This is a genomic window from Streptomyces sp. Je 1-4 4N24 (assembly GCF_026239515.1).
Classification (GTDB): domain Bacteria; phylum Actinomycetota; class Actinomycetes; order Streptomycetales; family Streptomycetaceae; genus Streptomyces; species Streptomyces nigrescens.
The window spans coordinates 5888789-5901919 of record NZ_CP110836.1 but is presented as its reverse complement, the minus strand read 5'-3'; the positions used below and the strand labels follow the sequence as shown (position 1 = coordinate 5901919).

The following is a 13131-nucleotide window of genomic DNA, read 5'->3' as shown; positions in this document are numbered from 1 at the left end:
CGAAGCCCGGCATTCCGCTGAATGGCCGCCCCCGACCGGGGTCCGGCGTGCCTGCCGCGGTTTCCAACATGATTTCTGTCAGAGTGCTCTCCTGTTTGACTGATTGAAGTCGGAGAGGAAGACATGCGGAAGTCGATGGACCGCACCGGGCGCGGCGTCGTATGCGCACTGGCGTCCTTGGCATTGTCGGCCGCCTTGTCTTCGGCGGTGGCCGCGCCGGCCGCCAGGGAATCCGCACGAATTCCGTTCACCGAGCGCTATCACGCCACCCAGCACGGCGGTATCGCGCGCGCCGCCAACTCCTCGGTCACCTGCAAAACGGCGGCCGGCCGCACCGCCACCCCGTGTGCGGCGGTCCAGCAGGGTTCCGCCGGCGCGAACGGCCACTACCGGATGGCGTACATCGACGTCGACTCCGACGCCCGCACCGCCAACTCCAGCAGTGCCACCCTGCGGATCCCGGCCGGTTCCCGGGTGAGCTACGCCCGGCTGTACTGGGGCGGCAGCCTGCGGGGCAGCGGACAGAAGGCCGCCAGGGACAACGGCCGGGTGCTGCTCGCCGAGCCCGGCGGCCGGTACCGGGAGGTGCGCGCCGACACCATGACCGGGCACCGCCCGCACTCCGCGACCGAGGGATTCCAGGCCTCCGCGGAGGTCACCGAACTGGTGCAAAACAGCGGCGGCGGCGCCTACACGGTGGCGCAGATCAATATGGCGACGAGCCATTCCACGGCCGGCGTCTGGGGCGGCTGGACATTGGTGGCCGCATACGAGAACAAAAAGCAGCCGCTGCGCAGAATCGCGCTGTGGGACGGCTTCCAGTCGCTGGGCGCGGACCGCCGGGAGCTTTCGGTGCGACTGCCCGGACTGCGTATCCCGGCAAATTCACACGGCCGCGCGGGCGTGGTGGCATACGACGGCGACCGGGGCCACGGAAATGACACGCTCACCGTCCGGGCCGCCAGGCACCGCGCGCACACGGTGCGGGATGCCGCCAATCCGGCGAATGATGTGATGAATTCGACGGTCACCGATTTCGGCCGGGCAACGATGCGGTGGCCCGCTTACCGGAACACGCTCGGATTTGATTCCGATGTATTCGACATCACGCCCGCGCTGCGGTCCGGCGGCGACCGGCTCACTTTCCGCTTCACCACCCGCAATCCCGGATATCTGCTCGGCGCGCTCTTCGTCCAGACCGATACCAGGCGCTGAGCGACGCGCCCCGGGAATTCCGGAGAGCAGAGAGCGGATCAGCCGATGCGGATCAGCCGATGACGACGGAGAGCGCGGATGCGCACCGCTCCGCCCGGGTCCCGCCCCCGTCGGCGGTCCCCCGCCCGGCGGCCGCGGTCCGTCCGCCGCGCGGGCCGGGGCGGGAAACCCTTCCCCCGCCCCGGCCCGGCCGCGGTGTACGGCGACGGACCGTCGCCCCGCTGCTGGCCGCCGACGCCCTGGCCACCGCGGCCACCGCGCTGCTCGTCCTCGGCCCCGCAACGGCGCCGGCCGCACTCGGCCTCCTCCTGGTGGGACTGCTGCTGCTCCACGCCCACGCCGGTCTCTACCGTCCTGGCCCCGCCCCGAGCACGCTGAACGATCTGCCGACGCTGCTGGTCCGGTCCGCCGTCTGCTGGTGTGCGGCGGCCGCGGTGCTCGCCGCCGTACGCCCCGGGCAGGTGCTGCCGCCGGCCCTGCTGGTGGGTGCGGTGGCGGTGCACACCGCACTGGGCTGCGGCGGCCGGGCCGCGGTCCACCGGGCCCGCCGCGCCGCCGCCCGCCGCCGGCCCCGCGCCACGCTGATCGTCGGCACCGGCCCGGCGGCCCGGCAGCTCGCCGCCGTACTGCATGCCCACCCCGAGTACGGGATGCGCCCGGTGGGCGTGGTCACCCCGCCGTCGCTGCCGCCCGCCGGATCCGACGCGACGGGCACCGCCGGTCCGGACGCACCCCCGGGTGCCGTCGGACCGCCGCTGCCGCGGCTCGGATCCGCGCAGGACGTCACCCGCGCCGTCATCCAGCACACCGTGCGGGACGTGGTGTTCACCCTGCCGCCGTACGGCGATCCGCACACCACCGCACTGCTGCGCCGCTTCATCGCCCAGGGCTCGGCCGTCTGGCTGGCCGGCCCCGCGGCCGCCCGCGAGGGCCGGACGCCGCATGCGGACACCGACCACCTGAGGGGCTTCGCCTGCCGGCTCCTGGACACCGCCCCGCCGCGGCACGGCGGTGGGAGCAAGCGGCTGCTGGACCTCACGCTGGCCGCGTCGGGGCTGGTGGTCACCGCCCCGGTGCTGCTGGGCTGCGCCCTCGCGGTACGGCTCGCCGTCGGGCCCGGTGTGCTCTTCCGGCAGGAACGCATCGGCCGAGGGGGCCGCAGTTTCACCCTGCTGAAGTTCCGCACCTGGCAGCCGTGCGACGAGCACGAGGCGGCGACGCGGTGGAGCCTGGCGGACGAGTGCCGGATGAGCCGGGTCGGCCGGCTGCTGCGGCGCACCTCGCTCGATGAGCTGCCGCAGCTGTGGAACGTGCTGCGCGGCGAGATGAGCCTGGTCGGGCCGCGCCCGGAACGTCCCTTCTTCGTCGAGCAGTTCCTTGGGACCTGCCCCGAGTACGGCGCCCGGCACCGGATGCCGGCGGGCATGACCGGCCTGGCGCAGGTGCACGGGCTGCGCGGCGACACCCCCGTCGAGGACCGGGTCCGCTTCGACAACCTCTACATCGACAGCTGGTCACTGCGGCAGGACCTGCTGATCCTGCTGCGCACCGTGGCCTCGGTGGTGCGGCTGGAGGGCAGATGAGCGCGGGCGCCCCGCCGCTGCGCCGCCCCGGCCGCACCGCCACGGTGCCCGTCCCGCCCGGCGGGCCCGGGGGCGAGGGCGCCTGGGATCCGCCGGGCTCCCGTAACCGCGCCCTGCACCCGCTGCGGCGCCGTGCCCTGCCCCCCGACCGGACCACCACCCCGGCCGCTACCTCTGGAGGCATCCGGTGAAGGTTCTGCACGTGATCACAGACCTCGACGTGGGCGGCGCCGAGCAGCAGCTGCGGCTGCTGCTGCGCCGGCTCCCCGCGTACTGCGAGGTCCTCACCCTGACCGGTCCGGGCCCGGTCGCCGAGGGCATCGAGGCCGACGGCACCCCCGTCCGCCACCTCGGCATGACCGGCAACCGGGACCTGACCGCACTCCCCCGTCTCGCCGGGCTGATCCGTGACGGCGGCTACGACCTCGTGCACACCCACCTCTACCGGGCCTGCGTCTACGGCCGGGTCGCCGCCCGGCTGGCCGGCGTACGGGCCGTGGTCGCCACCGAACACTCCCTGGGCGACGCGGTCATCGAGGGCCGCCGGCTGACCCGTGGCGTCCGCGCCCTCTACCGGGCCACCGAACGGCTGGGGACGGCCACGGTCGCCGTCTCGGACACCGTCGCCGCCCGGCTGCGCCGCTGGGGCGTACCGGAGCAGCGGATCCACGTGGTCCCCAACGGCATCGAGGCGCACCGATTCGGCTTCGACCCGGCGGCGCGGGCGCTGGTGCGTACCCGGCTGGGCCTGCCGCTGGATGCCTTCGTGGTCGGTGGCGTCGGCCGGCTGGTGCCCGGCAAACGGTTCGATGTGCTGGTCCGCGCGGTGACCCAGCTGCCCGGTGTGCACCTGCTGTTGGCGGGTGCGGGGCCGGAGCGGGAGATGCTGCGGCGGATGGCGGAGCAGTTCGGCTCGGGCGACCGGATCCATCTGCTGGGCGAGCGCGACGGCGCGGTCGACACGGCGGCCGCCGGCCGAGGGGCCGCCGGGCCCGATATCCCCGGTCTGCTCTCGGCCATCGACGTCCTTGTCTCGCCCTCCCCGGACGAAGCGTTCGGGCTGGCCGTCCTGGAGGCGCTCGCGTCCGGGCTGCATGTGCTCTACGGCAGCTGCCCGGCGGTCGACGAACTGCCCGCCGACCAGGCCCCCGGCGCCCGCCGCTTCGGCCTCAACGTCCATGAACTGGGCACCGCCCTGCGGGACCTGCGGCGTCAGGGCCCGGGCCGGCTGCCGGTCCCGCCGGTGGTGCGGCGCTATGACATCACCCGCAGCGCCGAGGCCCTGATGTCCGTGTACGAGCAGGCCGTGGCCGCGATCTCGGCACGGCGCAGGGAGCCGGCGGTCGTGCCGCCACCGCAGGGCCGGCCCGCCGCGCTCCCCGCGGCAAGCGTGTCGCTGCCGGACCCGTCCCGGTCGCCCGACCCGTCCCCGCTCCCGAACAGGTAGGCAGCGCCATGGCCGAGGCCGTGAAGCAAGAGACCGGGGCGGCGTACGGCGGGACGGTGCGCGCCGCCGGGAGGGTGCGCGCCGACGGGGGGGGAGGAGCCACATCGCGCACACCGACCCGCACCGCACCGCACAAAAGAAAGAGCAGGGAACTTCCATGTACGACCTCGTCGTGGTGGGCGCCGGCCCCTACGGACTCTCGATCGCCGCGCATGCGGCGGCGGCCGGACTGCGGCTGCGGGTCCTGGGCCGGCCGATGGCCTCGTGGCGCGATCACATGCCCGACGGCATGCTCCTCAAGTCCGAGCCCTGGTCCACCGATCTCTCCGACCCGGCCGGCGGCCACACCCTGGCCGACTACTGCGCCGCCCACGAGCTAACCGCCGAGCACGGCGTCCCGCTGCCCCTCGACACCTTCGCCGCGTACGGCAGATGGTTCGGCGAACGGGCGGTGCCGCAGGTCGAGGAGGTCACCGTCACCGCCGTACGCCCTGACGGCGACGGCTTCCACGTGGAGACGGACACCGGCGAGCAGATCCCGGCCCGGACCGTGGCGCTCGCCCTCGGGGTGATGCCGTTCGTCAACCGCCCCTGGCCGCTGCTCGAACTGCCCCCGGAGCTCGCCTCGCACAGCAGCGACCACCGCGATCTGCGCCGCTTCAGCGGCCAGGACGTCACCGTGCTCGGCTCCGGGCAGTCCGCGCTGGAGACCGCGACGCTGCTGGCCGAACAGGGCGCCCGGCCCCGCCTCGTGGCCCGTGCCGACCACCTGCGCTGGAACGCCCCGCCGCAGCCGCTGGCGCGCGGCCGGCTGCGCGCGCTGCGCGACCCGCACTCCGGGCTCGGCACCGGCTGGCCGAACTGGCTGTGGTCGAAGCTGCCCGGGACGGTCCGCCGGCTGCCCTCGGGGACCCGGGTGCACATCGCGGAGAACGCGCTGGGCCCGGCCGGCGCCTGGTGGCTGCGGGAGCGCTTCGAGCCGGCGGTACCGGTGCTGCTGAGCCACCGGGTCCGGGCGGCGGCTCCCCAGGATGACGGGGTGCGGCTGCACCTCACCCATACGGACGGCCGCACCGAGACCCTCGACACCCAGCACGTGGTGGCGGCCACCGGCTTCACCCCGGACCTCGGGCGGCTGCGGCTGCTCCCTCTCCAAGTGCGCACCACCCTGCGGACGGTGGGCGGCAGCCGGGCGCCCGAGCTGAGCTCCGGCTTCGAATCGTCCTGGCCCGGGCTGTTCTTCGCGGGGCTGCTGACGGCGCCGTCGTTCGGCCCGTCGATGCGCTTCGTGTACGGCGCGGGCTTCACCGCGGCGCGGCTGCTGCGCGGCGTACAGCGCCGGCTCGGCGACCGCCGGGGCGCCACCACCATCCCCCGCCCGGCGCGGGACAGCACACCGGCCGCCCACTAGAGGCCGCCCTAAGGGGCCACCCGCCCGAAGGGGCCGTCCGGCATCGGCCGGGCGGCCCCTCTCACGTACGGTCCGGCCGGTGTCACTGGCAGCGGTCGACGGCCTCGATCGTGCGGGCCGCCTCGCCGAGCGCCGCGCGCAGGACGGCCGGATCGGTGGCGGCGGCGCCCGCGCCCTCCGGCGGCACCAGCCAGCCGGTGCCGGTCACCGGCGGCTCCTCCGCCGGGGTTCCTTCACCGCACAGTGCGCCCAGTGCGAGACCCCGCCCGGAGGTCTGGGTACAGGCACTGCCCGGCACGTCCCAGCCGTCCGCCGTGCCCGCGGGCACCAGAAAGCCGAGGGTGTCGCAGGCGCCGTCATGGAGGACGGGGCCGACCCCGTCCCGCAGCCGGAGGATGTCGACGGCCTCCAGGCCCTGCCGGGCCGGCACCGTGACGAGGTCACACGCCTGGGCCGGTACGGCCGGTGCCCCCGCCGCGACGGCCGGTCCCCGCCCACCGCCGGCCTGGCCCGCGGACCCGTTGCCGCCCCTGCTCACGCCGGTCTCCCACACGGAGAACCCCTCCTCCTGCACGTACCCGACCCTTTACACCGACTTCAACGGCCGGACGTGTCAACAGCTACGGCGGCGTAACGCTGCAAAGGATGGCAGTTCATGGCAGATCGCGCGCGAGATATCCGATTTGTAGCCAAACTGTGCGTATCGGAGCCATCACAGCCGGTACGGTCATCCCGCCGCACCGCCAGGAGGCGGCAACGCCACCTGATGGCACGGAGAGGGCACGGAGAGGGTCCGCCATGGCGTCGCCAGCAGCTAGTTCAGCGTCGTCCCGCACCGTACCCGCCCGCCCGAACCTCGCCTTCCGACAGCTGCGCGGCCGGCTGTCACCGGGCGAGTTCGCGGCGGCGGTCCGACGGTCCGCCCGTGAGATCGGCGAACAGGTCTCGTGTGACGCCCGCTATGTGGGCCGCGTCGAGTCCGGGGAGATCCGGTGTCCGAACTACGCCTACGAGCGCGTGTTCCGGCACATGTTCCCCGGGCTGACGCTGCCCGACATGGGGTTCGCGCCGCGCGAGGCGGTACGCGGACGGGGGGCGCGTACGGCGGCGGTCAGCGCCGCGCCCCTGGCAACCGACCCCGACCACCGCGATACCCGTATCCAGATCTGCGAGGAGAGCGACGTGCTGCGTCGCGCGTTCATCACCGGCGGCCCGGCAGCAGCCCTGGGCTTCGCCGCCCTGCATCCCATCGAGGCCGCTGCCGCCGCCGCGTCAGCCCATGTGCCGGGCCCGCGCACCCCCGGCCGTCCCGGGACCGCCGAGGCCGCCGCGGTCGAGGAGGCCGTCCGCCATATCCGGCTGCTGGACGACCGGCACGGCGCGGAGGGCATCTACCGCCGCGCCGCCCAGCCGCTGCGCGCCGCCTACGAACTGCTGGACGCCGGCGTCCAGCGTCGCTCGGTGTCCGACCGGCTGCACGCCGGGGCGGGTGAACTCGCCATCACCGTGGGCTGGCTGGCGCATGACTCGGGCCGTTTCGAGGACGCCCGCTCGCACTACGCGGAAGCCCTGGCCACCGCCCGGGTCTGCGGTGATGCCGCCCTGGAGGCGCACGCCTTCTGCAATACGGCCTTCCTCGCCCGCGATGCCGGCCGGCCGCGGGAGGCGGTGCGGGCCGCGCAGGCCGCGCAGCAGGCCGCCAAGCATCTGGCCTCGCCGCGGCTGCTGTCGCTGCTGGCGCTGCGGGAGGCGGGCGGCTGGGCGGGGCTGGCCGACCGCGCCGGCTGTGAGCAGGCGCTGGCGCGGGCCGAGCGGCTGTTCGCGGGCGGGCCGCGGGACGGCGACCCGGAGTGGATGACGTTCTACGGCGAGGCCGAACTGGCGGGCCTGGAGGCGCAGTGCTGGTCGGCCCTGGGTGACGCGGGGCGCGCGGTGGAGCAGGCGCGCCGGGCGGTGGCGCTGCAGGATTCCCATTTCACCCGCAATATCGCCCTGTTCACCGCGGAGCTCGCGGGCGATCTCGCGGACAGTGGGGAGCCCGAGGAGGCCGCCGCGGCCGCGGCCCGGGTGCTGGCGCTGCTGGAGCAGGTCCGTTCGGCCCGTATCCGCGCGATGCTCGACGGCACGGCCCGGACGCTGCGGGCGTACCCCGCCGGTGGCGCGGTCACCGACTTCCTGGAGCGGCACGCGGCCTCGGCCGCGTCCGGCGGCGGGACGCCGGCCCCGGGCTCCGCGGGCTGACGGCCCACGGAGCGGCAGGCCGACGCCCCGTCAGGCGGCCTGCGGCGCCCGCGCCCCCGGCCGGACCGTGGCGGCCGGGCGGCCGTCGTTCAGCCGAGGTGCCCGGTGTCGTTCCAGCGCTCGATCGCCGGTTCCCCGTAGGCCCAGCCGAGCACCGACAGGGACGTCGGCTCCAGCCGGATCCGGGCGCCGAAGGAGATGTCCAGGCCCAGCCAGCGGGCGCCGAGGGCGCGCAGGATGTGGCCGTGCGCGAAGACCAGCACATCGCGGTCGGCGGACCGGGCCCAGTCGATGACCTCGTCCGCCCGCGCGGTGACCTCGGCGAGCGTCTCCCCCTCCGGCACCCCGTCGCGCCAGATGAGCCAGTCCGGCCGCCCGGACTTGATCTCGGCCGGTGTCAGGCCCTCGTACGCGCCGTAGTCGATCTCCATCAGCGCGTCCCACTGCTGCGCCCGGTCGCCGAACCCGGCCAGCTCACAGGTTTCCTTGGCGCGCACCAGGGGGCTGGTGCGGACCTCGACGCCCGGCAGTCCGTCCCAGGGGGCGCGGTGCAGCCGCTCGCCCAGCAGCTTGGCGCCGCGCCGGCCCTCGTCCAGCAGCGGGACGTCCGTGCGGCCGGTGTGCCGGCCGGACAGGGACCACTCGGTCTGCCCGTGCCTGGCCAGGAATATGCGCGGTGCCATGGTCGTACCTCTCGCCGATCGCTCGGCTGCTCGTTCTCGGTGCGGGCGGCGTTGACCGCGGGCTTTCCATCATCGCGCATCGGGTCGATTTGTCCCTGACCGGGGAGGCCGTTCCGCCCGGGACCCGGCGCCCGGGGCGGTCGCGCCTACAGCGTATGGGGCGTCCGGAGGGGCATCCGGCGGCGGGCGGTCGCCCCGTATGTCGGTGCCGGATGCGAGACTTCCGCGGGTGAACGCTTTCCGCGACAGCCGACCCGCGTCAGCCGCCCCTCCGGCGGGGCGGCCGACGGCGACGCCGAGCCCGCCGCCGGGGGACCTCCCTCCCGGCGTGCGCCGGGGGAGACTCACCGAGCTGCGCGGCCCCGGTGTCCGCCCCCGCTCCCTCGACGCCCGCGCGCTCGCCGCGCTGGCCGCCAACCCCGGCTGCCGGCGCCGCGCGCTGCTGGACGGCGCGGGCATCGACAAGGGCGCGCTGGCCCAGGCGCTGGGCTCGCCCGCGGCGTACGGCCAGTCGCAGTTCGCGATCGTCCGCGGCAATGCCTTCGAATCCCGGGTGAAGGCCGACGGCGGCACGGAGCTGCTGCGGCTGCTGCACGAGCGGCTGGCGCCCGGCACCCCGCCGCCCGCGCCGGAGGAGGTCGCCACCCCCGATCTGTCCGCGGCCGGGCCCGAGGGCCGGGCGGCCCGTACGGCGCTGGCGCTGCGCGAGGCGACCGCGGCCGGCGGCTGGGCGCTGCTCGACCATCCGATGCTGGTCGTCGAGGTGGCCGGCTCGCCCGCCTATGTGGAGCCGGATGCGGTGGTGGTGCATCCGGACGGCAGCTGGACGGTCGTCGAGATCAAGTCCTTCCCGATGATCGACGGTTCGGCGGACGCCGCCAAGGTGGGCGCCGCCGCGCGGCAGGCGGCGGTGTATGTGCTGGCCCTGGAGCCGGTCGCCGGTCATGCCGGCGCGCACACCGGCCGCACGGTCCGGGTCCGCGACCGGGTGCTGCTGGTGTGCCCGAAGGACTTCTCCAACCTCCCCACCGCCGCGGCCGTGGACGTCCGCAAGCAGCTGGCCACGACCCGGCGGCAGCTGGCGCGCCTCACCCGGGTCGAGGAGATCGCCGCCGCGCTCCCCGACGGGACCACCTTCGACCTGCGGCTGGCGGACGACGGGAAGACCCCGACCCGTCGGCCCGAGGAGCTGGCCGAGGCCGTCGAGGCGGTCGACGCGGCCTACGCCCCCGAGTGCCTGGCCGCGTGCGAGCTGGCCTTCCACTGCCGTAAGCGGTCCCGTGAGGACGGTGCGGTGGAGGCGCTGGGGCGCGGTGTCCGGGGCGAGTTGGGCGGGCTGCGGACCATCGAGGAGGTGCTGGCGGCGGCGGGTCCCGACGGCCCGGAGCCCCCCGAGGCCGCCGACGACGGGCCGGACGACCCGGCCGTCGTAGCGCTGCGCCGGGCCGCCGCGCTGCGGGCCGAGGCGCTGGCCCGCCCCTCCGTGCCGGGACCGCGAGCGGAGGAGCCGGGATGCCGCTGATCGAGACACTGGCCCGGATGGAGGCGGTGGCCGCGGGCAGCGCCCGGCCACGGTGCACGGTCCGCCACCGCCATCTGTCCGAACGCCCGTTGGTCTTCGTCCCGTTGACGACCGCGGGCGAGGCCGGTGCCCCGCTGGGGGCGCTGGTCGGCACGGACCGCGAGAAGCCGGTGCTGCTGGCCGTCCCGCAGCCGCGCGACCGCGATCTGCGGTTCGCGTTCCTCGCCGAGCTGGCGGAGTCGGTGCTGCCGTATGTGGACGGCTTCGCGGACGCCATCGAGTGGGAGGAGCGCAAGGAGACCGACCCGGAGACCGGCAAGAAGGTCCCGGTGCAGGTCGAACTGTGCGCCAACGCCCCGCAGTTGATCGTGCCGAGCGCCGCCGGCATCGAGTTCGTCCGGCTGCTGGGCCGCTCGATGCGCTTCCGGCGGACGGCCGAGCAGGAGCCGGAGGCCCCGTATCCCGCGCCGCCGCACGTCCCGCTGCTGGGCCGCTGGCTGACCCATTTCGGCGAGCGGGCGCGGGTCCCGGGCGCGAGCCTGCTGCTGTCCATGACGGGCCTGCTGACCCGCCATTGGGCGACGGGCCAGAGCGTGCTGGAGGACCAGCACCTGGGCGCGCTGCTCTCCTGGATCGACCCGCCGCCGGGGCTGTCCGGCCGGGAGGCGGCCGAGCGCGCGGAGTCGGCGCGGGACGCGGACGGGCAGTTGCTGTGCCCGCCGGCCGGCCCGGCCACCGACCCGGCGTTCGACAACCGGCTGCTCGCCCCCGCGATGGCCCGCTACGACGCCGGGCTGCCGGGCGCCGAGGACGCGCTCCGCACCCTCGTCGAGGGGCAGCTGCGGCCGGCCTGGGACGCCGTCTGGCAGGGCATCGACCTGCTGCGGGAGCTCCCCGCGGGCACCCGGGTCCCCGACCGCTGGAAGCGCGACCGCTGGTCGTACACCGCGCACCGGGACCGGATCCGCGCCGGGGAGCCCCCGCAGCCCAAGCAGGACGACGCGGTCACCGCCGCGCAGAAGCTGTCCGCCCGGGAGACCGCACAGGCCCAACTGGACGCCCAGGAAGCCCTGGACGACCCGTTGGTGATGGCGGGGCGCCGGCTGGCGGGCGAGGCGTTCCAGGGCACGGTCACCGCCGTCGAGATGGCCTTCTCCGAGGGGCGGCGGCCGATGCCGCGCCCGCTGGTCACCCTGCGGACGGCCGACCGGCCGCAGCTGTCCGGGGGCGGCAGGCTCTACCGCGCCCTGGCGGACGGCAAGACCCAGACCGCCGAACTCGTGGGGTATGCGGCCGAGGAGCCGGGGACGCTGGTGGTGCGGCTGACCGGCGGGATGGGGCGCGGGAAGACCCCGGAGCCCGGTTCGGTGCCGGAGCCGGACGAGGTGGTGTGCTGGACGCTGTTCGAGCACGCCCCGCGCGGCGGCCCGGAGCTGCCGGATCCCGAGGACACCCCGTGGACCCACGGCGGTCCGCCGTCCGGTGCCGCGGACGCGCCGCACCCCGCCCCCGACCCCGTGACCGCGGAGGACTTCCTGTGACCCGCGCCCGGCCCTCGACCGCCCTGGAGCACACTCGCGTATGACGGCCACTCAGGACCCCACCGCCGCCGGCCCCTTCGACCCCGCCGCCGCGGCGGCCGCGGCGACCGACGCGATCCTGCGGGACACGCTGCACGGCACCCGGCGCGGCGTGGTCGTGGACTCCCCGCCCGGCGCCGGAAAGTCCACCCTCGTGGTGCGGGCGGCCCGCGAACTCGCCGCCGCCGGACGCCCGTTGATGGTGGTCGCGCAGACCAACGCCCAGGTAGACGACCTCGTGCTGCGGCTCGCCGAGAAGGATCCGCAGCTGCCGGTCGGCCGGCTGCACAGCAGTGAGCCCGGCGCGTTCGACCCGGCGCTCGCCGAGCTGCCCGCGGTCCGTACGTCCGCGAAGGCCGCCGATCTGGCCGGGATGGACATCGTGGTCTCGACGGCCGCGAAATGGGCGTACACCAAGGTCGACGAGCCCTGGCGGCACGCCATCGTGGACGAGGCCTATCAGATGCGCTCCGATGCGCTGCTGAGCGTCGCCGGGCTCTTCGAGCGGGCGCTGTTCGTCGGCGACCCGGGCCAGCTGGACCCCTTCAGCGTGGTCGGCGCGGAGCAGTGGGCGGGGCTGGCCTACGACCCGTCGTCGAGCGCGGTGTCCACCCTCCTGGCGCACAACCCCGATCTGCCGCAGCACCGGCTGCCGGTCTCCTGGCGGCTGCCCGCCTCGGCGGCGCCGCTGGTCTCCGCCGCGTTCTATCCGTACACCCCGTTCCGCAGCGGCACCGGCCACGGCGACCGCCGGCTGGCGTTCGGGGTGCCGGGCGACGGCTCGGGCGTGGACCGTGTCCTGGACGAGGCCGCCGAGTCCGGCTGGGGCCTGCTGGAACTCCCCGCCCGCCATACGCCGCGTACGGACCCGGAGGCGGTCCGCGCGGTGGCCCATGTCGTGCGCCGGCTCCTGGACCGCGGCGGCGCCACGACCAGCGAGGCCCACGGGGCTCCGGAGGGGGCCGCGCCCGCCCCGGCACCGCTCACGGCAGGCCGGATCGCGGTCGGCACCGCCCATCGCGACCAAGCGGCGGCCGTCCGCGCCGCACTCGCCGACCTGGGAGTGAGCGGCGTCGCGGTGGACACCGCCAACCGTCTCCAGGGCCGCGAGTTCGATGTCACGGTCGTCCTGCATCCGCTGTCCGGCCGGCCCGACGCCACCGCCTTCCATCTGGAGACCGGCCGGCTGTGTGTGCTCGCCTCCCGCCACCGGCACGCCTGCATCGTGGTCTGCCGGGCGGGCGTCGCCGATCTGCTGGACGAACACCCCTCGACCGAGCCGGTCCGCCTCGGCGTCACGGTCAAGTTCCCGGACGGCTGGGAAGCCAACCACGCCGTCCTCGCCCATCTCGCGGAACACCGGGTGGCCTGGCGCCCTTAGGGGCCGGGCTGGACGGCGGCCCGCAAGGCGTACGGCCCCTCCCTCGGGGCCCACTTGCGCGCAGCGGG

At 75.5% G+C, this 13131-nt stretch carries 11 protein-coding genes; 9 read left to right on the top strand and 2 right to left on the bottom strand.

Annotated elements, in window-relative coordinates:
- The first annotated feature begins 123 nt into the window (after positions 1-123).
- The 5 genes from SLV14N_RS25860 (at position 124) to SLV14N_RS25840 (ending at position 5656) form a co-directional block, all read left to right on the top strand.
- The gene (locus tag SLV14N_RS25860) at positions 124-1215 is read left to right on the top strand and encodes a hypothetical protein (RefSeq protein WP_263271264.1); all 1092 of its coding nucleotides are present in this window, start codon (positions 124-126) and stop codon (positions 1213-1215) included.
- A gap of 59 nt (positions 1216-1274) precedes the next feature.
- Entirely contained in the window at positions 1275-2798 is a 1524-nt protein-coding gene (locus SLV14N_RS25855; protein ID WP_263271262.1) for a sugar transferase, read from the top strand.
- Positions 2795-2989 carry a hypothetical protein gene (locus SLV14N_RS25850; RefSeq protein ID WP_208684004.1) on the top strand — a complete coding sequence of 65 codons (195 nt, stop codon included), beginning with the start codon at positions 2795-2797 and terminating at the stop codon, positions 2987-2989. The genes SLV14N_RS25855 and SLV14N_RS25850 overlap by 4 nt, the downstream gene beginning before the upstream one ends.
- Positions 2986-4245: a glycosyltransferase gene (locus SLV14N_RS25845; protein ID WP_263271260.1), complete on the top strand. Its 1260-nt coding sequence runs from the start codon at positions 2986-2988 to the stop codon at positions 4243-4245. Before SLV14N_RS25850 ends, SLV14N_RS25845 begins: the two co-directional genes overlap by 4 nt.
- A 157-nt stretch (positions 4246-4402) precedes the next feature.
- Complete coding sequence (locus tag SLV14N_RS25840; RefSeq protein WP_263271259.1) at positions 4403-5656, top strand: NAD(P)-binding domain-containing protein; 1254 nt, start codon at positions 4403-4405, stop codon at positions 5654-5656.
- Positions 5657-5738: 82 nt separating this feature from the next.
- Here SLV14N_RS25840 and SLV14N_RS25835 read toward each other — a convergent pair whose 3' ends face one another.
- Positions 5739-6209, bottom strand: coding sequence for a hypothetical protein (locus SLV14N_RS25835; RefSeq protein WP_263271258.1), 471 nt, complete (start codon positions 6207-6209; stop codon positions 5739-5741).
- A gap of 245 nt (positions 6210-6454) precedes the next feature.
- Between SLV14N_RS25835 and SLV14N_RS25830 the strand changes: the two genes are divergently transcribed.
- A complete protein-coding gene (locus tag SLV14N_RS25830) occupies positions 6455-7897 on the top strand; it encodes a tetratricopeptide repeat protein (RefSeq protein WP_263271257.1) in 1443 nt (480 codons plus the stop codon).
- Positions 7898-7986: 89 nt separating this feature from the next.
- On the opposite strand, the gene SLV14N_RS25825 is transcribed toward SLV14N_RS25830, so the two are convergent.
- Complete coding sequence (locus SLV14N_RS25825; protein WP_127150975.1) at positions 7987-8580, bottom strand: histidine phosphatase family protein; 594 nt, start codon at positions 8578-8580, stop codon at positions 7987-7989.
- Between the two features lie 199 nt (positions 8581-8779).
- Here SLV14N_RS25825 and SLV14N_RS25820 point away from each other — a divergent pair, with 199 nt between their 5' ends.
- From SLV14N_RS25820 to SLV14N_RS25810, 3 genes are read left to right on the top strand one after another with little or no spacing between them, the layout of a single operon-like run.
- Entirely contained in the window at positions 8780-10102 is a 1323-nt protein-coding gene (locus SLV14N_RS25820; RefSeq protein WP_263271256.1) for a hypothetical protein, read from the top strand.
- On the top strand, positions 10093-11643 hold the full coding sequence (locus tag SLV14N_RS25815) for a hypothetical protein (protein ID WP_263271255.1): 1551 nt from the start codon (positions 10093-10095) through the stop codon (positions 11641-11643). The genes SLV14N_RS25820 and SLV14N_RS25815 overlap by 10 nt, the downstream gene beginning before the upstream one ends.
- A 40-nt stretch (positions 11644-11683) precedes the next feature.
- Positions 11684-13063 carry an AAA domain-containing protein gene (locus SLV14N_RS25810; protein WP_208683991.1) on the top strand — a complete coding sequence of 460 codons (1380 nt, stop codon included), beginning with the start codon at positions 11684-11686 and terminating at the stop codon, positions 13061-13063.
- The last annotated feature ends 68 nt before the right edge of the window (positions 13064-13131 follow it).